The 25,948-nt window shown below is 65.5% G+C and carries 30 protein-coding genes; 9 read left to right on the top strand and 21 right to left on the bottom strand.

The genetic code is table 11. The annotated features are described in order from the left end of the window. Positions 1 to 23: 23 nt before the first annotated feature. The 3 genes from GN330_RS12975 to GN330_RS12965 all read right to left on the bottom strand — a co-directional run bounded on the left by GN330_RS12975 (position 24) and on the right by GN330_RS12965 (position 2,926). The gene (locus GN330_RS12975) at positions 24 to 1,046 is read right to left on the bottom strand and encodes a C4-dicarboxylate TRAP transporter substrate-binding protein (RefSeq protein WP_246188678.1); all 1,023 of its coding nucleotides are present in this window, start codon (positions 1,044 to 1,046) and stop codon (positions 24 to 26) included. A 484-nt stretch (positions 1,047 to 1,530) separates the two neighbouring features. Then, positions 1,531 to 2,160, bottom strand: a complete 630-nt coding sequence (locus GN330_RS12970; protein ID WP_156713124.1) for a CDGSH iron-sulfur domain-containing protein — start codon at positions 2,158 to 2,160, stop codon at positions 1,531 to 1,533. A gap of 79 nt (positions 2,161 to 2,239) precedes the next feature. Then, the gene (locus GN330_RS12965; RefSeq protein WP_156713123.1) at positions 2,240 to 2,926 is read right to left on the bottom strand and encodes an ArsR/SmtB family transcription factor; all 687 of its coding nucleotides are present in this window, start codon (positions 2,924 to 2,926) and stop codon (positions 2,240 to 2,242) included. A 68-nt stretch (positions 2,927 to 2,994) separates the two neighbouring features. Here GN330_RS12965 and GN330_RS12960 point away from each other — a divergent pair, with 68 nt between their 5' ends. From GN330_RS12960 to GN330_RS12950, 3 genes are all read left to right on the top strand, one after another. After that, entirely contained in the window at positions 2,995 to 3,219 is a 225-nt protein-coding gene (locus tag GN330_RS12960) for a YjiS-like domain-containing protein (protein WP_246188677.1), read from the top strand. A gap of 89 nt (positions 3,220 to 3,308) precedes the next feature. After that, complete coding sequence (locus GN330_RS12955; RefSeq protein WP_156713122.1) at positions 3,309 to 3,641, top strand: NIPSNAP family protein; 333 nt, start codon at positions 3,309 to 3,311, stop codon at positions 3,639 to 3,641. Beyond that, positions 3,638 to 3,985 (top strand): antibiotic biosynthesis monooxygenase family protein, encoded by a 348-nt coding sequence (locus GN330_RS12950; protein ID WP_156713121.1) that lies wholly within the window; start codon positions 3,638 to 3,640, stop codon positions 3,983 to 3,985. Before GN330_RS12955 ends, GN330_RS12950 begins: the two co-directional genes overlap by 4 nt. Before the next feature lie 17 nt (positions 3,986 to 4,002). Here the strand turns inward: GN330_RS12950 and mbfA are convergent, their stop codons facing one another. After that, positions 4,003 to 4,986, bottom strand: a complete 984-nt coding sequence (gene mbfA / locus GN330_RS12945) for an iron exporter MbfA (protein ID WP_156713120.1) — start codon at positions 4,984 to 4,986, stop codon at positions 4,003 to 4,005. Between the two features lie 144 nt (positions 4,987 to 5,130). On the opposite strand from mbfA, the gene GN330_RS12940 reads away from it, so the two are divergent. Next, entirely contained in the window at positions 5,131 to 6,129 is a 999-nt protein-coding gene (locus GN330_RS12940) for a threonine ammonia-lyase (RefSeq protein ID WP_156713119.1), read from the top strand. 338 nt (positions 6,130 to 6,467) lie between these two features. On the opposite strand, the gene GN330_RS12935 is transcribed toward GN330_RS12940, so the two are convergent. After that, positions 6,468 to 6,764, bottom strand: coding sequence for a hypothetical protein (locus tag GN330_RS12935; protein WP_156713118.1), 297 nt, complete (start codon positions 6,762 to 6,764; stop codon positions 6,468 to 6,470). Between the two features lie 177 nt (positions 6,765 to 6,941). Here GN330_RS12935 and GN330_RS12930 point away from each other — a divergent pair, with 177 nt between their 5' ends. Continuing rightward, positions 6,942 to 7,688 carry a hypothetical protein gene (locus GN330_RS12930; RefSeq protein WP_156713117.1) on the top strand — a complete coding sequence of 249 codons (747 nt, stop codon included), beginning with the start codon at positions 6,942 to 6,944 and terminating at the stop codon, positions 7,686 to 7,688. 154 nt (positions 7,689 to 7,842) lie between these two features. Here the strand turns inward: GN330_RS12930 and GN330_RS12925 are convergent, their stop codons facing one another. From GN330_RS12925 to GN330_RS12910, 4 genes are all read right to left on the bottom strand, one after another. Continuing rightward, on the bottom strand, positions 7,843 to 8,973 hold the full coding sequence (locus tag GN330_RS12925; RefSeq protein ID WP_156713116.1) for an ABC transporter permease: 1,131 nt from the start codon (positions 8,971 to 8,973) through the stop codon (positions 7,843 to 7,845). 61 nt (positions 8,974 to 9,034) lie between these two features. After that, positions 9,035 to 9,952 (bottom strand): ABC transporter ATP-binding protein, encoded by a 918-nt coding sequence (locus GN330_RS12920; RefSeq protein WP_156713115.1) that lies wholly within the window; start codon positions 9,950 to 9,952, stop codon positions 9,035 to 9,037. Between the two features lies 1 nt (position 9,953). Beyond that, a complete protein-coding gene (locus GN330_RS12915; RefSeq protein WP_343040774.1) occupies positions 9,954 to 10,913 on the bottom strand; it encodes an HlyD family secretion protein in 960 nt (319 codons plus the stop codon). Further along, the gene (locus GN330_RS12910) at positions 10,913 to 11,608 is read right to left on the bottom strand and encodes a CerR family C-terminal domain-containing protein (RefSeq protein ID WP_156713113.1); all 696 of its coding nucleotides are present in this window, start codon (positions 11,606 to 11,608) and stop codon (positions 10,913 to 10,915) included. Before GN330_RS12910 ends, GN330_RS12915 begins: the two co-directional genes overlap by 1 nt. A 168-nt stretch (positions 11,609 to 11,776) precedes the next feature. On the opposite strand from GN330_RS12910, the gene GN330_RS12905 reads away from it, so the two are divergent. Beyond that, positions 11,777 to 12,646 (top strand): C40 family peptidase, encoded by an 870-nt coding sequence (locus GN330_RS12905; protein WP_156713112.1) that lies wholly within the window; start codon positions 11,777 to 11,779, stop codon positions 12,644 to 12,646. Between the two features lie 160 nt (positions 12,647 to 12,806). On the opposite strand, the gene GN330_RS12900 is transcribed toward GN330_RS12905, so the two are convergent. Beyond that, the gene (locus GN330_RS12900; RefSeq protein WP_156713111.1) at positions 12,807 to 13,433 is read right to left on the bottom strand and encodes an FMN-dependent NADH-azoreductase; all 627 of its coding nucleotides are present in this window, start codon (positions 13,431 to 13,433) and stop codon (positions 12,807 to 12,809) included. A 123-nt stretch (positions 13,434 to 13,556) separates the two neighbouring features. On the opposite strand from GN330_RS12900, the gene GN330_RS12895 reads away from it, so the two are divergent. Next, positions 13,557 to 14,495, top strand: a complete 939-nt coding sequence (locus GN330_RS12895; RefSeq protein ID WP_156713110.1) for a LysR family transcriptional regulator — start codon at positions 13,557 to 13,559, stop codon at positions 14,493 to 14,495. Here GN330_RS12895 and GN330_RS12890 read toward each other — a convergent pair. The 5 genes from GN330_RS12890 to GN330_RS12870 all read right to left on the bottom strand — a co-directional run bounded on the left by GN330_RS12890 (position 14,484) and on the right by GN330_RS12870 (position 19,003). Next, complete coding sequence (locus GN330_RS12890) at positions 14,484 to 16,193, bottom strand: SulP family inorganic anion transporter (RefSeq protein ID WP_343040641.1); 1,710 nt, start codon at positions 16,191 to 16,193, stop codon at positions 14,484 to 14,486. The genes GN330_RS12895 and GN330_RS12890 overlap by 12 nt on opposite strands. 168 nt (positions 16,194 to 16,361) lie before the next feature. Further along, positions 16,362 to 16,616 (bottom strand): helix-turn-helix domain-containing protein, encoded by a 255-nt coding sequence (locus tag GN330_RS12885; protein WP_343040639.1) that lies wholly within the window; start codon positions 16,614 to 16,616, stop codon positions 16,362 to 16,364. Between the two features lie 172 nt (positions 16,617 to 16,788). Beyond that, positions 16,789 to 17,127 carry a hypothetical protein gene (locus GN330_RS12880; RefSeq protein WP_156713109.1) on the bottom strand — a complete coding sequence of 113 codons (339 nt, stop codon included), beginning with the start codon at positions 17,125 to 17,127 and terminating at the stop codon, positions 16,789 to 16,791. 151 nt (positions 17,128 to 17,278) lie between these two features. Further along, positions 17,279 to 17,896, bottom strand: coding sequence for a LysE family translocator (locus GN330_RS12875; protein WP_156713108.1), 618 nt, complete (start codon positions 17,894 to 17,896; stop codon positions 17,279 to 17,281). Between the two features lie 105 nt (positions 17,897 to 18,001). Next, the gene (locus tag GN330_RS12870) at positions 18,002 to 19,003 is read right to left on the bottom strand and encodes a proline racemase family protein (RefSeq protein WP_156713107.1); all 1,002 of its coding nucleotides are present in this window, start codon (positions 19,001 to 19,003) and stop codon (positions 18,002 to 18,004) included. Between the two features lie 137 nt (positions 19,004 to 19,140). Between GN330_RS12870 and GN330_RS12865 the strand changes: the two genes are divergently transcribed. Beyond that, positions 19,141 to 20,001 carry an META domain-containing protein gene (locus GN330_RS12865; protein ID WP_156713106.1) on the top strand — a complete coding sequence of 287 codons (861 nt, stop codon included), beginning with the start codon at positions 19,141 to 19,143 and terminating at the stop codon, positions 19,999 to 20,001. A 96-nt stretch (positions 20,002 to 20,097) separates the two neighbouring features. Here the strand turns inward: GN330_RS12865 and GN330_RS12860 are convergent, their stop codons facing one another. The 5 genes from GN330_RS12860 to GN330_RS12840 all read right to left on the bottom strand — a co-directional run bounded on the left by GN330_RS12860 (position 20,098) and on the right by GN330_RS12840 (position 23,973). Then, positions 20,098 to 20,901, bottom strand: coding sequence for an isocitrate lyase/PEP mutase family protein (locus GN330_RS12860; protein ID WP_156713105.1), 804 nt, complete (start codon positions 20,899 to 20,901; stop codon positions 20,098 to 20,100). Positions 20,902 to 21,035: 134 nt separating this feature from the next. Next, entirely contained in the window at positions 21,036 to 21,689 is a 654-nt protein-coding gene (locus GN330_RS12855; protein ID WP_156713104.1) for an HAD family hydrolase, read from the bottom strand. Beyond that, entirely contained in the window at positions 21,689 to 22,144 is a 456-nt protein-coding gene (gene dut, locus GN330_RS12850) for a dUTP diphosphatase (protein WP_156713103.1), read from the bottom strand. Before dut ends, GN330_RS12855 begins: the two co-directional genes overlap by 1 nt. Before the next feature lie 79 nt (positions 22,145 to 22,223). Next, positions 22,224 to 23,420: an MFS transporter gene (locus tag GN330_RS12845; RefSeq protein WP_156713102.1), complete on the bottom strand. Its 1,197-nt coding sequence runs from the start codon at positions 23,418 to 23,420 to the stop codon at positions 22,224 to 22,226. An 82-nt stretch (positions 23,421 to 23,502) separates the two neighbouring features. Then, positions 23,503 to 23,973 carry an Lrp/AsnC family transcriptional regulator gene (locus GN330_RS12840; RefSeq protein ID WP_156713101.1) on the bottom strand — a complete coding sequence of 157 codons (471 nt, stop codon included), beginning with the start codon at positions 23,971 to 23,973 and terminating at the stop codon, positions 23,503 to 23,505. 131 nt (positions 23,974 to 24,104) lie between these two features. On the opposite strand from GN330_RS12840, the gene GN330_RS12835 reads away from it, so the two are divergent. Further along, the gene (locus tag GN330_RS12835; protein ID WP_246188676.1) at positions 24,105 to 24,383 is read left to right on the top strand and encodes a DUF6356 family protein; all 279 of its coding nucleotides are present in this window, start codon (positions 24,105 to 24,107) and stop codon (positions 24,381 to 24,383) included. Here GN330_RS12835 and GN330_RS12830 read toward each other — a convergent pair. After that, positions 24,364 to 25,929, bottom strand: a complete 1,566-nt coding sequence (locus GN330_RS12830) for a tryptophan halogenase family protein (protein WP_156713100.1) — start codon at positions 25,927 to 25,929, stop codon at positions 24,364 to 24,366. The two genes, GN330_RS12835 and GN330_RS12830, sit on opposite strands and share 20 nt — an antisense overlap. Positions 25,930 to 25,948: the final 19 nt, after the last annotated feature.

Genomic DNA, 25,948 nt, shown 5'->3' with positions numbered 1-25,948 from the left:
TGGCGCGCGAGGCGGCGGCCGTGTCAGTTGGAGCCGCGTATGTCCTTCAGCGTCGCCTGGACGAGGTCATAGAGTTCCTGGCCGGGAATGCCCTGGGCTTCCATGTCCTTGATCCACTGCTCTCGGGTGCCCGTGGCGGCCTTGTCCTCGAACTTGGCAATCTCCTCGGGCGAGAAGGCGACTTTTTCGACTTTCTTCTCGGCCAGGATGGTTTCCCATTTTTCCAGGAGCTTGCCGTAATTGGCGAGGTAGTGCTGGATCGCTTCGTCGACCGAGGAATCGAGCGCGGCTCGGTGTTCGTCGGACAGTGCCTCATAAGCATCGGTGTTGACGACGATCGGACAATTCACCGTGCCGGGATTGAGGTTCGCCGTCCACCAGTCGGCAAGATCGATGGTGCGGAACGACAGATGCGCGTGCTGGGCAAAGGCGACTGAATCGACCACGCCAGCTTCCATCGCGTTGTAGGCCTCCGTCGCCGTGACGGAAGTGGGCGTGGCGCCGACGGTCTCAAACGCCTTGCCGAGGCCCCCGGTTGCGCGAATGCGCTTGCCCTGGAAATCCTCCAGCGCGTGCGGCGCCGGCCCGGTGCCCACGACATTGTATTGCGGCATGGGGGAGGTCATCAAAAGCTTGGCGTTCCAGCGCGCCAGATCCTTCTGCGCGGCGGCATGCTCGTAGACGGCATGGGAGACCGCCACTTCCTCCTCCAACGTGTTTACCCCGAGGAAGGGCAGTTCGAGAACGGTGATGGTCGGGTTCTTGTCGGGATGATAGCCGGCGCAGAACTGCGCCATCTCGAAGGCGCCGACGGAGATGCCGTCGAGGTTCTCGCGGTTCTTCGACAGGCCGCCATAAGAAATGTTCATGGTGAACTCGCCGTTGGTCTTCTGCTCGACGAGTTCGGCGATCTTGTGCAGATGTTCAGTGAAGGCGCGGCGCTTTCCCCAAGTCGAGACGTTCCACTCGGTCGCGGCGAAGGCGTCGCCGGCCACGAACGACATCGCGATTGCAGGAAACAACGCGAATTTGAAGGACATACCCATTGGTGTTTCTCCCATTTTTTGTCGTTATGGGAGAAAACTAGCGGCTGAACGCAAATGCGCAACCCATCAATGCTGGGCGACATCTCCGCCTGCGGGAAAACGGCGCGCGCAAGCCGGCCCCGGCCCGCGCATATAATGCTGTTCAGGCCGATAGCGCGGCGCGAGGAATTCGCGGATCGCGGACGCGCAACGCAGCATCGTACTCCAGAACGCCATTTTTGTTCAGACTCCCGTCCCTTCGGTTGTCCCTCCCGAATGAGTCGCAAGCCTATCGCCAAGTCATGAATTCCTGGTGAATGCCGACGTCAACACATGTGGTCGATGCATGGCAATCGGGCCACCGAAGAGGCCGAATCGTGCCCAAAAAGCGGAATATCGACAAATGCCGGCGACGGGAATGTTTTTCGGCACCGGGTGATGCGCAGGCGCAACACCGCTTTGCGGCCGAACGTGGGCATCGAGCCGGCGGGACGTGCGGCAGCCGTCAGGCGGTGAAGCCGATCTTTTTGTGGGTGCCGTCGCACCAGGGCTTGTTGGCGGAATGTCCGCAGCGGCACAGGAAGGCGCGCTGCGTGCGTTCGACCATCCGGCCGGTGCCCGAGACGATCTCCAGATTGCCCTCGACCTTGAGACAGCCATTTTGCTGCGGCGTCACTGTCAGCGGACCGTCGCGCGCCTCGAGCGCGGCACTGTCCTTGGCGACCGGTTCTCCCGTGGCCCGGAAACCCGCCTTGGCGTGGCTGCCGTCGCAGAACGGCTTGTGTTGCGAGGCGCCGCACCGGCACAATACGGCGCGCAAGGTCGCCTCCTCGCCGAGCCTGATGTCGGCATGGAGCGCGAGCGGTCCGTCCTCGCGCAGCCTGATCGTATTGACCGCCGGCGGCTGTTCCTGGGCGCCGCCGTCCTTGCGCTGGTAGGTAAGCGCGCCGGACGGGCAGGTTTCGACCACCTGGACGATGCGTTCGACACTAGCCCGTTGCGGACGGATCCAGCCGCCGGGCGCGTTCGGCTCGAACACGTCGGGACGGCCGAGCACGCAATTGCGCGCGTGGATGCAGCGCTTGGTGTCGAAGCCGATATCGATCGCCTCGCCCTCGGTCGTCCTGCTCGCCATCGTCGCCTCCTGCCTTTCGGGTCGGTATCCGACAATAGACCCATGCTCCAAGGTCAGGCAATCGCACCAGGCAGGCCGGTCAGCGCGGCGGCAAGAACACGCCCTCGAAGGCGAGGCGGCCGGGCGGGGTAAACCGCACGGCGCGGCTGCCGGGCAGCCGACGGGCCCATTTGCGATCCATAATATGATCAAGGATCGCCGCACCGAGCGCTCCGGCGAGATGCGAGCGGCGCACGCTCCAGTCCAGGCAGGAACGGCAGAGCGGCCGGCGCCGGCCGCTCAGGGCAGCGATATCTATGCCGGCGGTGGCAAAGAACTCCTTCCCAGCCGGGCCGAGCGTGACGATCTCGCCGGCGACGACCAGGATGTCGCGGGCAAGGAAGCCGTCGAGCATGGCGACGGCCTGTTCGCCGGCCAGATGGTCGTAGCACACGCGGGCAACCCTCATGGTCTCGTCCTTGGGGCCGGGTCGGGTGCGCCGCGGACCGACGGCGGCGGCGACGCCCATGATCGATTCCAGCATCGACGCGATCTGGGTGCCCGAAAGACTGTAGTAGCGGTGACGGCCCTGGCTGGCGAGCGCGAGCAGGCCGCCGTCCATGAGTTTCGACAGGTGCGAACTGGCGGTCGGCAAGCTGACGCCGGCCTCGACCGCCAGTTCGCTGGCCGTCAGGGCGCCGCCATCCATCAACGCCATCAGCATGTTGGCGCGGGCCGGATCACCGACCAGGCTGGCTATTCGGGCGATGTCGGGTCCATCACGCATAGTTCGACACTAATCGAAGCATTCTCGTGGAGCAAGCACTAGTCTCCGGACATCGAAAGGAGACCGCCATGCATATTTTCACCACCATGCTCGCCCCGTCCTTGTCAGATTGGCTGCCGGCCAGCTTCATGCATCACGTGCGGCGCGCCGGCACCCGGCTGTGGCGACGTTATCAGCGCCATCTGCAGCGCCTCGACCTCGCCAGGCTTGATAAACGCATGCTCGACGATATCGGCCTGACCGAGACGGATATGCGCCGCGAATGCGCGCCGTTCTGGCTTTACCGCGCCTAACGCCCGGTCATCCTAGCCGCATCGCGCCGGTCCATGCTTCGATCGTCGTCGAAGCATGATCTCGGCCAATACCGACATGAGGAGCAACCATGAGCATCACCTGTTTCATCCGTTACGAAATCGACCCTCACAAGCGCGCCGCCTTCGAGGAGTACGCGCGCAACTGGGGCCAGGCGATCCCGCGCTGCGGCGCGGAACTGATCGGCTATTTCGCCCCGCACGAGGGATCGGCGACGACCGCCTATGGCGTCTATGCCGTCGACAGCCTGGCCGCCTATGAGGCTTATAGGGCCCGGCTCGCGGCCGACCCGCTCGGCCGCGAAAATTACGCCTTTGCCCGAAAGGAGCGCTTCATTTTGAAGGAGGATCGGCTGTTCTTGAAACTGGCCTCTGGCCCGCATGGCGAAAGGATCGCACCATGATTGCCGTCATCTTCGAGGTGCGGCCGGCGCCCGGCCGGCGCGAGACCTATCTCGACATCGCCGCCCGGCTGCGGCCGGCGCTCGACGGGCTCGATGGTTTCATCTCGATCGAACGGTTCCAAAGCCTGACCGATCCCGAGCGGGTGCTGTCCCTGTCATTCTGGCGCGACGAGGAGGCGGTGACGGCCTGGCGTACAACCGAGGAACACCGCCAGGCGCAGCAGGCCGGGCGCGGCGGCATTTTTTTCGACTATCGGCTGAGAATCGCGCACGTGGTGCGCGACTACGGCATGACCGAACGCGACCAAGCCCCGGCTGACAGCCGCGCCAGGCATGACGGCTGAACGCCGCAAGGCCGGTCTCAGCCGCTGCCGATCAAAACGCCGGCGGCAAACACCAGCGCGCCGCCGAGCACGACCTGGAACGAGGCGCGCCAGAACGGCGTATCCATGAAACGATTCTGGATCCAGGCGATCGCCCACAATTCGACGAACACGATGGCGATGGCGACCGCGGTGGCGGTCGAAAAATGCGGGATCAGATAGGGCAGCGCGTGGCCGAGGCCACCGACCGTGGTCATGATGCCGGTGGCGAGCCCGCGCTTGATCGGCGAGCCGCGGCCCGACAACCGCCCGTCGTCGGAGGCGACTTCGGTGAAGCCCATCGAGATGCCGGCACCGACAGAGGCCGCGAGGCCTACCAGAAAGGTCTGCCAGGTGTCGTGGGTGGCAAACGCGGCGGCGAAGATCGGCGCCAACGTCGAGACCGAACCATCCATCAGCCCGGCCAGCCCCGGCTGGATATAGGTGAGGATGAACTGGCGCCGCTCGGTCTGGTGCTCTTCTTCGCGCACCTCGCCGGGCGTGTGCTTGAGGCCAAGCTTGTGGGCGAGATCCTCGTGCGACTGTTCGGCAGCCGCCAGGTCGCCGAGCAGCTTGCGGGTGGCGGCATCTGTGGTGCGCTTGGCGGCCTCTGCATAATAACGCTGCGCCTGACGTTCCATCTCCTCGGCCATTCGGCGCACATGATCCACACCTAGCGGCCGCACCAGCCAGTCGGGCTTGCGCTCGTAGTAGCCACGCACATGCTCGCGCCGGATCAGCGGGATACGCTCGCCGAACCGCTTGCGATGCATGTCGATCAACGCAGCGCGGTGGCCGTCCTCCTCGTCGGCCATCTCGTCGAAGATTTTCGCCGATTGCGGGAACTCTTCGCGCAGTCCGTCGCCATAGGCGCGGTAAATGCGGGCGTCATCTTCCTCCGAGGAGATGGCGAGCGCCAGGATTTCCTGTTCCGAAAGCGTGTCGAACGAGCGGCGGCCAAGGCCGAAGACGCGGGAAAGCATGAGGGCTGTGTTCCAGTTTAGAATGATTCCAAACTAACGCGCCGCGATCCGCGTTTCAATCGCCGATTGCCCGGGTGACAAATTGGCGCTGGCGGGCGCGAGAAAAACCAACGACGATTGTCCGCCGTCAACGAGGGTCTCGTCATGAATTCAGCCGACACCGCCCTGCCGGGCATCGCCGACATTCGCACCGCGCGCGCCAGGCTGCATGGCGTCGCGCTCGAAACGCCGCTCTTGGAATCGCCGACGCTCAACGCCCGCCATGGCGCGCGCATCCTGGTCAAGGCCGAGACGCTGCAACGCACCGGTTCGTTCAAGCTGCGCGGCGCCTATAACCGCATCGCGCAGCTCGACCAGGCGCAACGGGCGCGCGGCGTGGTGGCGTTTTCGTCCGGCAACCATGCCCAGGGCGTGGCCGCGGCAGCAAAAATCTTCGGCATGCGAGCGGTGATCGCCATGCCGGCCGACACGCCGGCGATCAAGACCGGCAATGTGAAGGCGCTGGGCGCCGAGATCGTCGCCTTCGACCGGTTTCGCGACGACCGGATGGCCATGGTGCGGCCCTTCGTCGACAAGGGCATGGTGCTGGTGCCGCCCTTCGACGATCCGGCGATCATCGCCGGCCAGGGCACAGTCGGCCTGGAGCTGGCCGAACAGGCGAAGGCCGCCAATGCGCGGCTGGACATGGTTCTGGTGCCGTGCGGCGGCGGTGGGTTGACGGCCGGAATCGCGCTGGCGCTGGAGGCGACGGCGCCGCAGGCGCGGGTCTGGGCGGTCGAGCCGGAGAATTTCGACGACTGGGCCAGTTCGCTGGCGGCGGGCGAGATCGTCGCCAACCGGCCCGGCCACGCTTCGGTCTGCGATGCGATCCTGACCGCCGCGCCCGGTGCGATCCCCTTCGCCATCAATCGCGGCCGGCTCGCCGGCGCGCTGACGGTCAACGACGACGCGGCGCTGGCGGCGATGCGGGAGGTGGCCGAGCATCTCAAGCTGGTGGTGGAGCCGGGCGGCGCGGTCGGCCTGGCCGCGCTGGCCTCGCCCGGGCTCGACATTGCCGGCAAGACTGTCGCGGTGGTGCTGTCGGGCGGCAATGTCGATCCGGCGCTTCTGGCGCGGGCGCTGGGCGGGACTTTTGATCGATGAGCCGATCACGCTGCAACGGCGACATCTTTACCACTTCAACGCTCGCCTTAAGAAAATATACTCATAACAAAAATAATTTACTTCGACTATTTCCGTACCGTTTTTCGCACTTATGCCGCATCCTTTATAAGAGTATTTTCAGATCTACAATCTGATCAGACTTGTTTCTGTATGCCACCCTCTTTATAGGAATAAAGTAACCCGTTTGGGAACAGCGCCGTAGCGCGCTCACCATCAAGTGAAAACACGGCCCGCCGCAGATGAACGGCGACCCGTACAGTCATCCATTTAGAAAATCGCGCGATGCGTGCAATTGAAAAGATATGACTATTATCGCATCAACGCGCCGTCCACGTGCCTGTGCCATTGTGACACTGGACCTTGCCCGACGACGCGAACTTACACCAGCCGCCTGGTGTCTTGATCGAAACCATGCTTTTCGTATGCTGCGTAACGGGTCGATCTTTCAACATCTTCTTCTTCTCGTTGTAGCGCAGTCGGAAGGTCTGTCCCTTCAAGTTTCCGGTCGTGAATGAAGCAACCACCGTCTGGCCGTTTTCCAGCAAGGGGCCAGAGAGTGCAGGCGTCACGGAGAGCCCGATGACAGCGGCGAGCATAGGTGAAAATATCTTCATCAGTCTGTTTTCCATCTGTGCGGTGTTGGCCGATGGGAGAATGAAACGCAGGTGGAACCGTGTCACCGCAGAATAGCGGCAAAACAGGAAAGACCGGAAAAACTCTCGTAAAAATATAGTATTTTCAAGTACATGTCCTAAAGCAAGACGAACCGCTCGACCAGCAGGGATGACGGTATGGACAAGAATGAGCCGTGGGGCAGCTATCAGGAATGGCATAGCCTGCTCGATGCCGTGTGCATCCAGCAAGGCCATCTCGACAATATGGCGTTGGCCAGCGAAATGAGCGCGGTTTCAGGCAACCGAAGCGGTGAAGCATTTGAAGCTGCGCTGAAGAACCTGCGCAACTGGCGGAGTGGCTCGAATCTTCCGCAGAAGCGCAATTTTGTCCTTCTGACGAAGGTGCTGCGCATTGATGCCCATGAAGACGTGCAGCGGCATTGGACGACCCTGTATGAAAAGGCCCGAAAAAGCGCAAACGGCGCGACTGACGTGCGCTCTGCTCACGGCGATGATGTCTCAAAGTTCGGAATGGAGACGCCATTGGCTATGACATTTGCTGCGCTGACGGCCGTAGCGGCCGGTACGATCTATCTGTTCCAATCCGGGTTTGAAGTGTCGGCGGAAGGTGTGCAGGCGGCGGATGTCGAATACCGAAAATCGGTATCGCTGAAGGTCGGCGAATCGATTGTTGTTCATGGGGCGCGTGGCGCTTGTGGCGGGAGCCCGCCGGCATGGGAAACAGTGGCGGCCGAGTTGCCAGAGCTGGAAATCGGGACTTGGGCGGACGGGAGTGTGGGCACGCGCTACAGCCGCAAATGCGGCGGTCCGACGCCGGCACGGGGCATCGTTTTCAACGCCACGAAATCCGGAGCAGCCAAGATCGATCTCTACGGCGATCCAGTGCGTATCGAAGTCAAGTAGTCGGGGCCGGATCTGACGTTTTCGGACCAATGCGGCCTGGCGGCCCATAATGCGTCGAACGATCGACGTTGACGGGAGCGGCGATTACCTGCGAACGCTCCCCGCTTCGATGGGTTTTCGGGCGTGCTTGACCTGTGAAACCGCCAGGGCAGGCTCAGTCCAGCGTGCGGCGAAAGCGCAGCAGGGCGAGCGCGGAAAAGAAGGCCACGAAGCCGATCAGCCAGGCGATCTCGGTGCCGATGGCGGCAAGGTCGGCGCCCTTCAGCATGACGGCGCGCACGACGCGCAGGAAATGGGTCAGCGGCAGGATCTCGCCGAAAAGCTGCGCCCAGCCGGGCATGCCGCGATAGGGAAACATGAACCCCGACACCAGGATCGACGGCAGGAAGAAGAAGAAGGCGAGCTGAAGCGCCTGCATCTGGGTACGGGCGATGGTGGAGATCGTGTAGCCGAGCAGCACCAGCGCCAGCACGAAGATCAGGATGGCGCCAAGCAAGAGCGGCAAAGAGCCGACGAAGGGAACGGAAAACAGCAGCTTGGCGGTGACCAGAACGACCGCGACCTGCACCCCGCCGACGACCAGATAGGGCAGGACCTTGCCGAGCATGATCTCGGCCGGACTGGCCGGCATGGCAAGCAGGTTTTCCATCGTGCCGCGCTCGATCTCACGGGTCAGCGCGATCGAGGTCATCATCACCATGGTCATCTGCAGGATGACGCCGAGCAGGCCGGGGACGATATTGTATTGCGAGATGCCCTCGGGATTGTAGCGGCGGTGGACGACAACATCGAGCGCCGGGCCACCGACAGCGCCAGGTGCGACGCCACGCTCGCGGTTGAGCGCGCGCGCGGCCAGCGTCGACAGCGTCGAGACCGCGCCGGAGGAAGCCGACGGGTCGGTGGCGTCGGCCTCGATCAGGATTTGCGGCGCCTCGCCGCGGTCGACCCGGCGGGCGAAATCGGACGGGATAGTGACGACGAAGGAGACCTCACCGCGCGCCATCAGTCGCTCGGCCTCGGCCGCGCTCTCGGCGACATGGTCGAAGCGGTAATAGTTTGTGGTCTGAAGCGCGGAGACGATGGCGCGGGTGTAATGATCGTTGCCGGTCGCGACCAGCGCGGCCGGCAGGCTCTTGGGGTCGGTGTTGATGGCGTAGCCGAACAACAGCAACTGCATCAGCGGCACGCCGAGCATCATGGCGAAGGTGACGCGGTCGCGCCGCATCTGGATGAATTCCTTCACCAACAGCGCGCCGAGCCGACCGAAGGAGAAAAACCGGTTCATCGGCCCGCTCCGCCGAAGAGCCGGCCCCCGTTATCCCGACAGGCAGGCGCTGGTCCGGAGCTCATGCCATATTGTCCTTCGAGCCGGCCATGAACTGGATGAAGACGTCCTCCAGACTGGTCTCGCCCGGCGCCACGGTAACGCCGTCGCGGGCGGCGATATCGGAAAGCGCCGCCTCGAGTTCTTGCCGGTCGGAGCCCACGACATGCAGCGTGGCGCCGAAGGGCGCGACCTGCTCGACGCCGTCACGGCTTTCCAGCGCGGCGGCGATGCCGGCAAGGCCGGGGCCGGAGACGATGTAGGTGATCAGACCGGCATTGGCGACTACCTCGGCGACCGAACCGGTCGTCAACATCCGACCGTAGGAGATATAGGCGATGCGGTGGCAGCGCTCGGCCTCGTCCATATAGTGGGTGGAGACGAGCACGGTGAGCCCGTCGCGGGCGAGCCGGTGGATCTCGTCCCAAAACTCGCGTCGGGCCTTGGGATCGACGCCGGCGGTCGGCTCGTCGAGCAAAAGCAGCTTCGGTTGATGCATGATGCAGGCGGCAAGCGCCAGACGCTGCTTCCAGCCGCCCGACAACGTGCCGGCGAGCTGATTGCGGCGCGAGGTCATGCCAAGATCGGCAAGCGTGTCCGCGACATGGTTTGCGACCGGCTTCAGCCGGTAGAGCCGGGCGACGAATTCGAGGTTCTCGGCGATGGTCAAATCCTCGTAGAATGAGAATTTCTGCGTCATGTAGCCGACCTCGCGCTTGATCTTGAGGCTGTCGGTCAAGAGGTTGTAGCCGAGCACGCGCCCGGAGCCAGCATCGGGCGTCAACAGCCCGCACATGATGCGGATGGTGGTGGTCTTGCCGGAGCCGTTGGGGCCGAGGAAACCGACGATCTCGCCCGGTGCGACCTGCATGCTGACATTGTCGACGACCGTCTTGTTGCCGAACCGCTTGACCAGGCCGTGGACATCGATCGCGTTCATCTCAATCCCCGTCGCCGGCCACCGGCAGGGAGACATCGACAATCTGGCCGGGCTTGAGCCGCGTAGCGTCGGCCTCGGGCCGGGCTTCGACCAGATAGACAAGCTTCTGGCGGGTCTCGAGCGAGTAGATCACCGGCGGCGTGAATTCCGGCTCGGGCGAGACATAGGAGACGCGCGCCACCAGCCCGTCGGGGCAACCGTCGCAATGGACCGAAAGCCGGTCGCCGACGGCAAGCACGGCGAAGGCGGGTTCGGGCAGATAGAGCTTCAGCTTAACCGCGCCGTCGGGCAGGAACGAGATCACCGGCGCGGCTGGGCCGGCGAGATCGCCGGGGAAACGGATAATATCGTCGACACGGCCGGCGGCCGGCGCGGCGAGCGTGCGTTCGGCCAACCGCCAGCGCGCGGTGACGAGCATGGCGCGCGCCTGGCTGACGGCATGTTCGGCGGCCCGGATCGCCTCGGCGCGGGCCGGCAGACGGGCGACATCGAGATTGGCCTGCGCCTGGTTGAGCCCTGCCTCGGCCACCTCGACGGCGGTGCGGGCTTCGTCGAGCCGCGACTGGGTGGCGATGCCGCGCTCAAAAAGACCCTCGATACGCATAAGCACCCGCACGGCCTCGCCACGCTGGGCCTCGGCGGAGCGCACCGCCGCCTCCAGCACGGCGATTTCCTGCGGGCGTTTTCCCTGTCTCAGATCGGCGAGTTGGGCCTCAGCGCGGGCGAGCGCAGCCCCGGCCTCGGCGACGGCGCTTTTGGCGTCGGCATCCTCCAGAACCGCAACGGACTGACCCGGCGTCACACGGTCGCCGCGACGCACCGGCACGGTGCGCAGCTGCGCCGTCTCGATCGGGGCGAGCAGCACATATTCGCCCTCGACATAGCCGACGGCGAGCGGCGGCGGAGCCGCGCAAGCGGAGAAGAACAGCGCAACGTAAGGAATTTGGCAGAGAAAGCCGATCATGACGGCTTTCCACGGGCGGCGAGAATGGCGTCGAGATTGGCGCGCACGATCCCGGAAATGGCGGCGGCCTCGCCCGGGCCGATCTCGGCCCAGCCCATGCGTCGCATCACCGCGACGCGGCCGATACGGAAATAGATCACCTGGCCGATCAGGGTGAAGACGGTAATCTTGGTGCTGGTGCTTTCGGCCGGCTCGCCGGTGGCGTGCTGCCAGAGCTGGCACAATCGCCGGTGGGTCGGCTCGAACACGCCGATATAGATACGCTCGAGCGCGGCGGTGGGGTGAGCGAGCTCGCGCAGGACGAATTGGACGATCTCGCCGGCTTCGGGCCGCGCGACGACAAAGCCTACCATGCGCTCCAGTGCCTGGGCGAAGGCCGCGCGCGCGACCGCCGGCGGCACCGCGTCGTCCAGTTCGGAACCGAACCGATCCAGCGCCTCGGCGGCCATGTGCTCGATGGTGGCGACGATATGGTCGGCGCAGGCAGCGCGCAACCCCTCCTTGCCGCCGAAATGGTAAGCGATGGAGCCGATATTGGCCTTGGCCGCGGCGGCAATCTCGCGGGTCGACGTGCCGTCGAATCCCTTGGCGCCGAACAGCCTCAAGCCTGCGTGGACGAGGGCTAGCCTTGTCTGTTCGGCGGAGGCGGGCGAAGCGGCGCCCTGGCCGCGCGGATCGGATGGCGGGATCATGATCCCTATTTAATCAATCGATTGATTAATTGCAACCTACGACACGGACCTCTTTGTCATGCGCGGCGGGCCTGCTATCAGGCGCGCCGTCCCCTCTTGCCGAAAGCGTGAGCAAGGGGTTCTTCAACTCGGCGGCCGCGCGGTCCATATTCCCGGCAAGGAGGTCCCATGAGCGACGCCCCCGACACGATGCTCGACCGGATCGGACGGTTTCTCGCCGACCGGCTGCGATCCGAATCCTCCGGCTACGAGCCCTATACCCCGTCCGATCCGGAAACGCTCAGGCGCACGCTCAGGGCCGGCGACATCTTGCTCGTGGAGGGCAACCAGCGCATTTCGGCGGCAGTCAAATATCTGACCCAGTCGACCTGGAGCCACGCCGCTCTTTATGTCGGCGACGCCTTGCCCGAGCCCGAGGACGGCGGCGAGCGAGCACGGCTGATCGAGGTCAATCTCGGCGAGGGCTGCGTGGCCGTGCCGCTTTCGAAATACCGCACCTACAACACGCGCATTTGCCGGCCGAGCGGGCTGACGCCGGAGGATCGCGACGCGGTGGTCGCCTTCATGGTCGAACGCATCGGCCTAAAATACGACACCAAGAACATTTTCGACCTGTTGCGCTATTTCTTCCCAACGCCGCCGGTGCCGGTGCGCTGGCGCCGGCGCATGATCGCCTTCGGTTCGGGTGAGCCGACGCGCGCGATCTGCTCGTCGCTGATCGCCCAGGCCTATCAACAGGTGCGCTACCCGATCCTGCCGCGCATCACTCGCGCACCCGGTCAGATGACGGCGCAGTCGCGCTTTTCGCGCCGCGAAATCATGTCGATCCGGCACCACTCGTTGTTCACGCCACGCGATTTCGACCTCTCACCCTATTTCGAAATCGTCAAGCCAACGCTGGTGTTCGGTTTCGACTACAAGCGCTTGCGCTGGCTCAACACCCGGCTCACGGGCGACACGGCCAAAGCGGCAGAAGACGGCGCGCCCGACCCGTCGGGCACCAAGGATCAGGCAAGACCGGCGGCGGGCTTGGGCTGACCCGGCAGCGGCCGCGCGCCACCGAACGCGACCGGGCCGCCCTGCGATCGGCAAGGCGGCCCGGGTCGGAACGAGGCGAAGGCTTTGGTGCCGCGAGCGTGTCCGGCAGGTCGGCTGTCCGGATTTCAGCCGGCGGCGCCCGCCTATCGGGGGCTCCCCGTCAGGCGGCGGTGGCCAAATCGACGGCGGAAACCTTGCCGAGGGCGCGTTCGACAATCACAGCGTCCGGCTCGAAGCCCAGGCCGACACCCTCGATGTCGACGAACTCGATATCGGTAATGCCGAAGAACCCGAGCATCGATTTCAGATAGGGTCGGGCATGGTCCATCGCGGCGGCCGGGCCGCCATCGGTATAGGTGCCCGACGAGGCGATCACCACATAGGCCTTCTTGCCGCCGGCAAGCCCCTGCGGTCCTTCAGCCGTGTAGCGGAAGGTCCGGTGCGCCCGCGCGACATGGTCGAACCAGGATTTCAGCGTCGAGGCGATCGAGAAATTGATCATGCCGGTGGCGATCACGACGGCATCGGCGGCGAGCAGTTCGTCGGTCGCCGCGTCGGAGGCGGCGAGGAGTTTGGCCTGCGCGGCGGTCAGCTTTTCGGCCGGGGTCTTCACCGCGACGGCGAAATCCTGATCGATATGCGGCAGCGGCGCGGCGGCGAGGTCGCGATGAACGATGCGCGCGCCAGGCTTCCGGCGCGCCAGCGCATCGGCCACGGTCCTGGCGGCGCGGCTGGACAGGGACAGGTCGCCGCGCGGGCTGGCGGTGACAAGCAATATCGAGGACATGAGGCTCTCCTTGGGTTCGGCTGGAATGCGGGTGTTGGGCCGCTCCTTGCTCGTTCCCCAGATGGCCCCTTGTGCTCATCAAAAAAACTGCGAAAATACTCATGAAACTTATCGGATTCCTAGATGGAAGCCCATCCCACTCTCGACCAGCTCGAGGTCTTCGTGGCCGTCGCCGAAACCGGCGGCTTTTCCGCCGCCGCGCGCCGGCTCAACCGCTCGCAATCGGTGGTCAGCTACGCGATCGCCAATCTGGAAGCGCAGCTCGAGGTCAGGCTGTTCGAACGCGCCGGCACCCGTCTGCCAAGCCTGACGGAAGCGGGCGCGGTGTTGCTTGAGGATGCGCGGCGCATTCTCACCGGACTGGAGGGGATGCGCGCTAGGGCGAGCGGTCTGAAGAGCGGGCTGGAGCCCGAACTCGTGCTCGCCGTCGACGCCACCGTGCCAACCCAGGCGCTTGCCCGCGTGCTCGGCGCCTTCGGCGAGACGTTCCCGACCGTCGGTGTGCGGCTCAATGTCGGTGCGCTGGGCATGGTGCACGACCAGATCGTGCGTCAGGAGGCAACGCTGGGCATCGCCGGCGGCACCGTAACCAGCGTCGATGCCCAGATGGTGCGCGTCGGCGTCGGAGCGACCTCGATGGTACCGGTCGCGGCTCCAAGCCATCCGCTGGCACGTGCTGCGCCGCCCGTGCCGATCGAACTGGTCCGCGAACAGACGCAGCTCGTCATCACCGATCCCACCGATTACACGCGCGGCAGAAATTTCGGCGTCCTGTCGTTCCGCAACTGGCGCATGACGGATATGGGGGTCAAACACGCGTTGATCCTCGCCGGGCTCGGCTGGGGCGGGTTGCCGATTTCGACAGTGCGCGCCGATCTCGACGCCGGACGTCTGGTGCGGCTTTCGATCGACGCCTATCCCGAACGCGCCTTCACCCTGGTCGCGCTCCACCATGTCTCGCGCATGCCGGGGCCGGCGACCGCGTGGATGATCGACCGGTTCCGCCTCGAACTCGCCGCCTGCTCGGCCGTGGAGCCGCTGTCGCCCGCCTCAGCCGTTTGACAGGAGCGCGCGCGCATCCTTAAGGCTCGCCGCGTACACGGCATGCGGCCGGCGCGCGCCCTGGCGCTGCAGCATGCGCCGCACGGGCGGCGCGGCACCGGCGATGACGAAGCGGATGCCGGCGCGATGCGCCTTGCGTGCAACGCCGGCAATCACATTGGCCGCCGTCGTGTCGACAACGGGCACGGCGGAGCAGTCGAGGATGAAGTTCCGGCGCTGGTCGGCGATGCGGTCGAGCACGGCGCCGACGGTCGCGGCCGAGCCGAAGAAGAAAGCCCCCGAAATGCGATAGACCACCGTCTCGGGCGAACTGCCCTCGGCGGCGTCGTAGGCGGCGCGGTCGCCATTGACGCTGTCGGCGACATCGTCCTCGACAAACGGCATGTGCGCCTCGACCGCGATCGACTTGGCCATGCGGTTCAAGAACAAGAGCGCGCCGAGCGCGAAACCGACGAGAATGCCCTCGCTCAGGTCGCGGAACACCACGAGCAGGAAGGTCACGCCGAGGACCAGCGCGTCGCCGCTGGAGGTGCGGACGATGGCCGCGATCGCATGACGCTCGACCATGTTCCAGGCCACGAAAGCGAGCAACCCGGCCAGCGCGGCCAGCGGGATATAGCGCGCGAGCGGCGCGGCAAGCAGCATGAAGGCGAGCAGGAACAGGGCGTGCAGCATGCCCGCGACCGGACCGTGCGCCCCGGCGCGCACATTGGTGGCCGTGCGTGCGATCGTTCCGGTGACGCAGATACCGCCGAACAGGGCCGAGCCGATATTGGCGACGCCTTGCGCGACGAGTTCGCAATTGGAGCGGTGCCGCCGGCCGGTCATGCCGTCGGCGACGACCGCCGACAACAGCGATTCGATCGCCCCCAACAGCGCAAAGGCGGCGGCGTCCGGCAGCACCGCGACCAGCTTGTCGGAACTGAAGACAGGCAGCGCCGGCGCCGGCGGCATGCGTGGAATGTCGCCGAAACGGTCGCCGACCGTCTCGACCGGCAAGGAGAACACGGCCACCGCCACAGCCGCCAAAACGATGGCGATCAGCATGCCGGGCCAGCCGGGCCGCAAACGCTTGGTTCCGGCGATCACGGCGACGGTCAAGACGGCGATGGCGAACGAGGCCGGGCTGACCGTTTCGGCCGCGGCCCACAGCACCGGCAGCTTGTCGATCAGCGGCCCCGGTTCCTTGCCCGGCAGGGCGAGCCCGAACAGATCGCGCAACTGGCTGGCGAAAATGATGACGGCGATGCCGGCGGTGAACCCGACGGTGACCGGATAGGGGATGAATTTGATGTAGGTGCCGAGCCGCAACAAGCCGATCGCGATCAGGAACAGGCCGGCAATCAGCGTCGCCAGCAACAGCCCGTCGACGCCGTGGCGCTCGACCGTGGCGGCCACCAGAACGATGAAGGCGCCGGCCGGGCCGCCGACCTGGAAACGGCTGCCGCCGAGCGCCGACACCAAGAAACCGCCGACGATCGCGGTGAACAGGCCGCGTTCGGGAGAAACGCCGGAGGCGATGGCGATCGCCATCGACAGCGGCAGCGCGACGATGGCAACCGTCAGGCCGGCAACAGCGTCGGCGCGCAGCCCGGCCAGGCCGTATCCCTCGCGCAGAACCGTGATCAGCTTGGGCGTGAAGAGCTCGCGAAACCCGGCCGCGACCGGCTGGGCGCTGTGGGGAATCGAGGACTGCACGTTTACATCACTCCGGTTCAGGCACGGCGAAGCCGCCGCGCCACATGCGGACAAGACGAGGCGCAGGACGGGGCCCGGTCATCAGCCGTCGCAGCACAAGCAACCATCGGCCCGCCGACCGCTGGGACCGTGTCGCAAAAGCCGGGAACCTGCCTTCGCCGTAGCGCACTAGCTGCCCGGCTCCTTCAGGCGCACCCCGCGTCCACCGCCCGCGCTGGGCTGATGATCGCCGATCAGCTCGACGCCGGCCTCGTTCAGCGCCTGGATCACCTTGACCAGCGTGTCGACGACCCCGCGCACCACCCCCTCGGAGGCCTCCATGCGCTGTATGGTCGGCAGCGAAACCCCCGCCCGCTCGGCGAGCGTCTTTTGATCGATGCCGGCAAGCGAGCGCGCGGCCTTCATCTGAGCTGCCGTGATCACGCTCTGCTCTTATCCCTCATTGGTAAGTGTTTCTCTATACATAATGATGTTTAAAACATCAATATGCATGGATAAACAGCAGGCGCAGGCGCCACGGCGGGTTGAGAATCGTCTCATTGGGTCGCCATCGCGCGAAAAACGGCGACGCCGTGCCGCAGAACCGCAAGATGCGTCAGCGGCCGGTGAAATAGGGGCCGAGGGAAACCAGCGTCACGGCAAGGACGGCGAAGGCGATGCCGCTGCCTTGAACGGCATTCATGCGCTCGCCGAACCAGGCGAAGGCGACGAAATTGACGGCCACGAGCTGGATGACGGCCGACAGGCTGAGCGCCACGCCCATGCCGAAATCGCGGATCAGGCGCAGCATGATCAGATTGCCGAGCGTGTAGAGCGCAAGGGTCAGCACCAGCCGGCCGGTCGACGGCGTCAATGTCCAGGTTTTGGCGACACTGGCGGCGGCGAGAAAGACCGCCGTTGACACACACAATTGCAGGAAGCCCCACGCGCTCATGCCCGCGACCATCCTCTATTCGTCATCGGAGAGGATTCGCTTGTGCGCCCGCCCGCGCGGTCCGTCAAGCGGGATTTTCAACCATTGCGCGAAGCGCCTGCATCGGGCCGTTCAGAGACCCGATGTTGGAAACGGAACACCGTGCGACCGGTCAACCGCGCATGGCGATCGCCGCGGCGGCCCCGCCGAGGAAGGTCGCCGCCGTCCGGTTGAGAAGCCGCAAGGCGGCCGGGCGCGCGAACAGCGTACGGGCATGAGCGGCGAGCGCCAGATAGGGCACCAGCACGACGAGCAGCACCAGCGCCGTCAACCCCGCCAGCACGGCGTAGTCGCTCGCCGAAACCGCGGCGAGATCGATGACGGTCGGCGTGATGGCGAGGTAAAAGATCATCGTCTTGGGATTGCCGAGCGTGATCGTGACGCCGGAGACGAAACTCGCCGTCAGACCGCCCCGCCCTGCGTCTGCGGTCACCGTCTCCGCCACGATGCCGGCCGTCCAGAAACGATAGGCCAGCCAGGCGAGATAGGCCGCACCGGCCCATTTGACGACCAGGAAGACCAGCCCGAAACTCTGCGCGACCACGGCAAGGCCGAGCACGACGGCGGTCAGATAGGTCAGATCGCCGAGGATCAGCCCGAAGCTCATGAACAATGCCGGACGAAAACCCGAACCGAGCGCCCGGGCGACCAGGGCGGTGATGCCCGGGCCGGGAATGGATGCGGCGATGGCAAGCGCGCCGGCGTAAGCGATGAAACCCGCGATCGTCATGGGTCGGCTCCGTTGTGCTGCGCGAGCCGATATCACACTTGCCGCGGCGAACGGCGGATTTTTCTATGGGCCAGCGCCGTCGCCCGGCCGCTGGCTGCCGCCGGCTCAGCGCACCAAAAAACCACCGCCGAGCGGATCGTCCGGCTCGACGGAGAACTCGGCGCGGCCGCAATAATAGGCACGACCAGAGACCCGGACCTCGACGCCGCGGCGGGCGCCGATGTCGACCTGCCGCTCGACGCAGGCGGTAAAAACAGCACCGGTGATGCTTTCGAACGACCGGGGCTCGCCGAGACCAACTGCGCCGGCGGCATGCATCGCCGCCATCCGCGCGGTAACGCCCGAGCCGGTCGGCGAGCGGTCGACCTGGGCATCGGCGAAAACGCAGATATTTTTCGTCGCAGCGCCCGCCCCGTCGCCGCCATCGGTCAGGATCGACCCGTAGAGAAAGGCGAGATCGTCGTGGTCGGGATGGGCGAGCGGATGCGCGCGCTTGACCGCTGCCGTCAGCGCGCTCGCGGCATCGACGAAGGCACGCACGGGATCGCGGCCGAATGCGAGACCGAACCGGTCCGCCTCCGCCAGGGCGTAGAAGGCACCGCCATAGGCGATGTCGAAGCCGACCGGGCCGAATCCGGGCAGGTCGACCGAACGGCCGGCGGCAAAGGCAAAGGACGGCACGCTTCGGAAGGATACCGCGCCCGCCCGGCCGTCGACGATCTCAACCGTGGCCTCGACCATGCCGCATGGACATTCAATGTTGACGGTGGCGACGGGTCCGTCGGCCGGCACCAGCCCTTGGTCGACGGCATAACGTCCCAGCGCGATGACGGCATGGCCGCACATGGTCGAATATCCCTCATTGTGCATGAAAAGCACGGCGAGGTCCGCGCCCGGCAGGTCCGGTTCGACCAGCAGCGCACCGTACATGTCGATATGGCCGCGCGGCTCGAACATCAGGATCCGGCGCAGATGATCGAGATTGTCGCGCACATAGGCGCGCTTGTGCAGGATCGTGCCGGCAGGCAAAGGCGGGTATCCAGCGGTGACGATGCGCACCGGCTCGCCGCCCGTATGCATATCGACAACCCTCAGCGGTTCGGTCATTAAAACTCCATTGCATAAAGCCGCCGGCCAGCCGGATCGTGAACCGTGGCTGAACGCCGGCTTCAATAGACGTTCAGATCAACAACGTCAGTATCCGTGCATCATCATGCAGCGATTGCCAATCCAGGGGGATCTTTATGTTGACGAAATTGACCGGCCTTGTCGCGATTGCCGCGGCGTTTCTTGCCTTCGGCGGCCAGGCCGCCAGTGCCGAGGAAGTGCTGCTGCGCTCCAAACAAAGCGGCAAATACGTTACCGTCGCCAATGGGCTGCTTGCCGCGTCCGCAAACAGTGCCAGCCGGGCCTTGAGGCTCGACATGCAGCGCCTCGACGGCCGGACGGTGGCGTTTCGCGTCGTGGCCGACAATTCCTATATACGCGCCGGCGTAGGCGGCGGCACGTTTCTGGCAACCGGCAGCCCGCATGCACGCGGATGGGAACGTTTTCATCTGCTGGCGCTCGGCGGAAGCGCGCACGCGCTTAAATCGGTGCAGAACGGCAAGCTGGTACGCGCGGGCGTCGGCCCGGGCTGGCGGCTTGCCGCGGTATCGACGGGCAAGCCGCGCGGCTGGGAGATCTTCGACATCGTGCCGGCGCGCGCGGTTGAGCCGCAGGGCGAACAAGCCCGCGCGGGCGTCTCGGAGGCGGTGCGCGGCGCCTGGCGCATCGAGCAGGTGGCGACTGCGCAGACCGGCCATCTGGTGAGGCTCGACCCGGCCCTGTCGCAGGCAACCCGCGTCGACATCGGCGCCGGCGGTGCCCTGCGTGCCAGGGCCGGCTGCAACACGATCACTGCAACGATCGTCCAGCACGGCGGCGCCTGGCGCTCGAGCGCCCCGATGCAGACCAAGATGATGTGCCCGGACCGGGCGGCGATGAATGTCGAGCGCTCCTTCACGCAGGCGCTTGGCGCGGCAAGCCGGGTGACGTTGCGCGGCTCGCGGATGACGCTGAAGAACCCGGCCGGCGAGACCGTGCTGGTGCTGCGCAGGCTCTGACCGGCCGCAACCGGACAGGCGGCAGACGGGCAACACGGATGCCGGCTCCCGCTGCCGGAGACGCGCCGCGTTCGCCCGCCAGGCGACGGCGCGTGATCAGCCGGCGGAAAACAGCTTCTGCAGCGTCGCGAATGATGGCCCGCGGCGGGAGAATTCGAAACGGCCTTCGTCCAGCATTTCGCGCGCGGCGGCCTCGACCGCGCCGAAGGCGGCGATGGTGAGTTTGGAGCCGAGCGAAATGCGCTTCACGCCCACTTCGGCGAGTTCGGCAACCGACAGGTCCGGCGTGGCGAGAACATTGACCGGCCGCGACACCGCCGCGCACACCGCGCGGACCGTTTCGATATCAGCCAGAGCCGGCGCATAAAGCACGTCGGCACCGGCTTTTTCAAACGCCTGGAGCCGCCTGATCGTGTCGTCGAGATCGCGGATGCCCCACAAGAAATTCTCCGCCCGGGCGGTAAAGACGAAATCGTGGCCGAGCGAGCGCGCCGCCTCGACGGCCGCTGCGACACGCTCGACGGCGAGCGAAAACTCGTAGATCGGCCGGTCGGGATCGCCGGTCGAATCCTCGATCGAGCAGCCGGCGAGCCCCGCGGCAGCGGCGGCGAAGATGGTTTCGGCCGCGCTGTCGGGACTGTCGCCCTTGCCGTGCTCGAGATCGGCGGAAACAGGCAGGTCGCTCGACGCGACGATCTCGCGACAATGACCGATCATGTCGTCGAACGGGATCGCACCATCCGGCCGTCCGCGCGAGAACGCATAGCCTGCGCTGGTGGTGGCGAGCGCGGTAAAGCCCAGCGAGGCGAGAAACCGGGCCGTGCCGACATCCCAGGGGTTGGGGATGATGAATGGCGCGGGCGCCTCGTGCAGCGCGCGGAAAATTCTGCCCTTGTCCATCGCGTTTCCTCCGGTGAGACGTGGCACGCGGGATGCTACGCCGACGTCCGCCGGCTGCAAAGGCGACACGTTTGGTCCAGGCCCGGCCTGCTGACAAGCCCGGGCGGGCACCAGCGTCCACCCGGCCTCGCCGCTCAGAGGCCAATCAGAGCAGGCAGGTCGCGCATGTCGTCGAACAGAATGCCCCCGGCTTCCGCCAGCCCGTCGCGATCGGCCATCGGATCGCCGGCATATGAAAGCACCGTCATGCCGGCCGCCTTGCCGGCCCGGGTGCCGGGCACCGAATCCTCCACGACGATCGCGGCCTCGGGCGGATGTCCCATCGTCTTGGCCGCATGCAGGAACAGGTCGGGGGCGGGCTTGCCGCGCGCGACCATCGTGGCCGAAAACAGGGCGTGCTCGAACAGCGGCATAAGCCCGGTCGCGCCGAGCGTGATATGCATCTTGGAAATCCGCGCCGACGTCGCCACGCAATAGGCAATGCCCGCGTCGCGAACCGCCTCGACCGCCTGCCTGACATGCGGGATAGGCTCGACCCGGCCGGCAAACAGCGCCGGCAGGCCCTCGTTCCAGCGGTCGACGAAATCGGCGCCGAGGCTGACGCCGGACGCCTCGATCTCTTCTTGAACCGATGTCAGCGAGCGGCCGGAAAAATGGCGCCGGCAATAGTCGTAATCGGTGGCGAAACCCGCCTCGTTGAACAATTCGACCAGACGGCGGTTGGCGATGGTTTCGGTGTCGACCAGCACCCCGTCGCAATCGAACAGCACGAGCCGGGGCGGCGTCATCACCTCGTCCCGGTGGAACCGAAGCCGCCGGCGCCGCGCACGGTCTTTGCGGCCTGCTCACGCTCCTCGAGCGGCAGGCGCGAAACCCGCGCCAGCACCAGTTGGGCAATGCGAAGGCCGCGCGTGACCGCGAAATCCTCCTCACCGAGATTGACGAGCAGAACCTGCACCTCACCGCGATAGTCGCTGTCAATCGTGCCGGGCGTATTCAGGCAGGTGATGCCGTTCTTCAGCGCCAGGCCCGAGCGCGGCCGCACCTGCCCCTCATAGCCGTCGGGAATCTCGAAGATAAAGCCGGTCGGCACCAGGGCGCGCCGCCCCGGCAGGATGATGACCTGGCGGTCCTCGGGAACGGCCGCGCGCAGATCCAGCCCGGCGGCGCCGGCACTGGCATAGGCGGGACGGTCGAGGCCGGCGGCGTGCGGCAGAGGGATGATGCCAAGAGCGGTGGTCATGGCGCTCCTTTGCCGGACATGGCGCGCGGGGTCAACGGCCGCGCAGGCCTGGAGCGGGCCGATGCGGCAAAAAGCCGGATCACGAAATGTCGCCCCTGCCGCGCCGGCGCAGCGGCAGCATCGCCACGATCCCGACCGCGGGTCCAAGGGCAAGCCCGGCCAGCACCGCCGGCCAGCCGAACGCCTCGGCCGCCAGCGGCGTGAGCTGGACGGTGGCGATCGTCAGGGTGAAGCCGAGCGCGGTCTGGAAGGTCATCAGGCTGCCGACGAGTTCGGGCGGCGCATTGTCGGCGACAATGGCCGAAAACTGCGCCGAATCGGGGATCACGGCGATGCCCCAAAGAGCGACCAGCGCGAAGCTGAGCCAGGGCGGGCCGCCAAAGGTGATCGCTGTCAACAGCGCGGCCGCCCCGCTGACGGCCATGGCGATGATGGTGATTTCGGCCTTGCCGACCCGGTCGGCATACCAGCCGGCCGGCACGCAGAACAAAGCTCCGAGCGCGATCGCCACGAAGGTGCTCAGCTTGGCCAGGCTCTCGGCGGCGAGCGTGTCCATCGATACGGCGTAGGAGACGGTCAGCGCGGCGCCGACCCAGGCCCACATCGAAAACAGCTCCCACATATGGCCGAAATAACCCAGATAGGCCCGCCGGATGCGCGGATGTATCCAGGCGAGACGGATGGCGCCGGGGTCGAAACGTGCCGCGCGGGCGTGGTGCGGACCGAGACCGGCCGCCAGCACCAGAAGTCCGCCCGCGGCGGCGAACGCCGAAATCAGGACGATCGTCGGCCGCCAGGCGGTACCGCCGAGATAGGCGGCGAGATAGGGCATCGCCTTGCCGACGGTAAGCGCGCCAACCAGCAAGCCGACGAGCAGGCCCCTGTCACGCAGGCCCCAGCCGACGGCGATCTTCATGCCGACCGGGTACACGCCGGCCAGCAGCGCGCCGGTGACAACGCGCGCGGCGATCATGCCGTTGCCGCCGGGGGGCAAGACAAGAAGGGCAAGATTGGCAAGGGCTGCGGCGAGCGCGCAGGCCGCGAAAACCCGGCGCGGATCGAGCCGGTCGGCGAGACCCGAAATCGCGATGGCGAGGGCGCCGAGCACGAAGCCGGCCTGAACGCCGCTCGAGAGAAGGGCTTGGCGTGTTTCGGAAATCGCGCCTTCACGCGCCATGTCGGGCAGGACAGCGGCGGAAACGAACCAGAGGCTCATCCCGGCCATTTCGGCGACGACGAGGATGGAGACCGAAACGGCCTTGGCACTGACGGACATGCATCACCGGTGTCTGGGCCGGCAAAGTGTGCGCGCACGGCGACAGGCACGCAAGTGCCGCCGTGCATCCATACGCTGCAACTCAACGCTGCTGAACGGGCAGCGCGGTGGTCTCGCGGATCTCCTCCATGACGAAGGACGCCGAGCAGTCCGACAGCGGCACCTTGGCGATCAGCCGCTGATAAAGCCTGTCATAGGCCTTCATGTCGGCAACCCGCGCGCGCAAAACATAGTCGAGATCGCCCGACATACGGTAGATACCGGTGATCTCGGGCAGCGACGTCACCGCACCGCGGAACGTTTCCAGCCAGTGCGGCTCGTGGCTCGACGTGCGGATCAGCATGAAGACGGACAGGCCATAGCCAAGCTTTTCCGGATCGAGCAGCGCGACCCGCCCGGCAATGACCCCGCTCTCCTCCAGCATGCGCACCCGCCGCCAGCATGCATTGCGCGACAGGCCGACACGCTGCGAGAGCTGTTCGGCCGACAACGTCGCGTCGATCTGGAGTTCAGCCAGAATTCTCCGGTCAATCGCATCAAGTTCAAGCGTCATAGCGGGACTTTTGTCTCACAGAATGACGGTTTTCAAGAACAATTTGGGAAATTTTCGCCAAATCGAGAGATTATTCTATGCGCAAGATTTCGACGGTCGCCGCCGGTGGCGACACCATCAGGAGATCCCATATGTCGACACTCATCGCAAAACTGTTCACCGACCACCCGGCCTCGGTCGACGAAACCTATTTCGGCCATATGGCGTTCGCATTGTGGTTTGCCGGGCGCCTGGCCCTGGCCGCGCTCGCCGCGTTGGGCCACGCCTTCCTGCCATTCGCCTTTCAAACCACGGCGAGCCGGATCGTGCGCGACCTGTTCGAGCGCACGCACCGCAGAGGCGCGAACGGGCCGGAAGCAGGCCGGTCTCGGGCGTGCCAAGAAGACGGCGCTACTGCCAGCGGAAGCTGACGGCTCCTTCGGCCACGAGTTCGAGATAGCGCCGGTGGCCGATGCAGGTGCCGGCCGCCTTCTTGTAATCGCGCACATGGGCGTCGATCGCCTTGCGAGCATGGGCACGCACTTTCGGATTGACGGCCATCTCGGTCTTGGCCACAGCCCGTTTCAGATGACCGAGCCCGTCGAGCACCGGATAAAAAAGCTGCTCGTTGATATGCGGCAAATCGCCCGGAAAAGGCTGGAAATCGGCGCGGCGCGGCATGTTTTCGGCGCAGAAGGCAAGCATGTCGCGGGTGGCCTCGTTCATGCATTCGCCCCGGGCATGCCGCCAGAACGGTTCGTCGCGCTCGCCGACATAATGCAGATTGATGAAGTCGCGGAAATCACCGAGTTGGCGTGACACGGCGTCGTTGTATTTTTGCCGCATCGTGTCGTCGGCATTGCAGGCCCCCTTGAGGAAGAAGCGGTTGAACAGCATCATCTGCACGACAGTGCCATGGATCGAAGTCGCCTCCAGCGGCTCCAGAAAGCTCGACGACAGGCCGAGCGCCAGGCAATTGCCGATCCAGGCGCGATCGAGGCGACCGCTGTCGAAGCGCAGATCGGCGCGCGGCTCGATTTCGCGGCCGAGCGCCCGCTCGATCTCGGCCTTGGCCGCGTCGGGCGTGGTGAATTCGTCGGAATAGACGTAACCGCAGCCGATACGCTCCTGGGTGGGGACCGCCCACATCCAGCCGGCCTCTTGCGCCCAGGCCAAGGTATAAGGCGCGATGTCGTCCGTCTCGTCATGATCGAGCCAGAACGGCATGGCGCGGTTGACCGGCAGGTGATCCCGGTAGGATATCCACCGCGCCCCCATGCCTTCGCCGATCAGCTTGCGCCTGAAACCGGTGCAGTCGACAAAAAAGTCGCCGGCAAGCTCGGTGCCGTCGCTCATCACCAGCGCCTCGATATTGCCGGTCTCGGCATCGCGGCGCAGACCGGCGACCTCTGCATCGATCCGTTCCACGCCGGTGGTGATCTCGCGCAGATAGGCGCCGACCTTGGCCTGATCGAAATGGAAGGCATGTTGAAACGGCCCGGCCGGGACGAGTTCGTCACCGTCTAGACCAAAGGGCGATTTCCGGCGCTGCATGAGCTGGCCGAAAAGATGAATATCGGCAACGTTGCAGCCGGTCGACACCGCATAGATGTGCAACATCGACTGCTGCTCGCCCGGCATGAACTGCCGCGACAATGCCAAAAGATTGGGATCGTCAATCGGCCCGTCGTAGCAGTGGCCCTTGCGGCGCCAGTCCTTGTGTCGGATGCCGAATTTGATCGTCGCGCCGGTCCTGCGCACGAAGTCGGTCTCGTCGATGTCGAGGTCCATCAACACCTGACGAAAGACGGCGGTTGTGCCCTCTCCCACGCCGATCGTCGGAATACGGCTCGATTCGACGACAACGATGTCGAGTGCCATCTCCGTGCTCGCGGCGTGACGCTGAAGCATCAAAGCCGCGATCCATCCGGCCGTCCCGCCTCCCACGACGACGAGCCGGGTCCTCCCCTCAGTCATCGTCCTCCCGATATGACTG

It is taken from the genome of Nitratireductor arenosus, from assembly GCF_009742725.1.
Taxonomy (GTDB): Bacteria; Pseudomonadota; Alphaproteobacteria; order Rhizobiales; family Rhizobiaceae; genus Mangrovimarina; species Mangrovimarina arenosa.
Note: the sequence above shows the minus strand (reverse complement) of the source record. Positions and strands in the feature narration are given on the sequence as shown.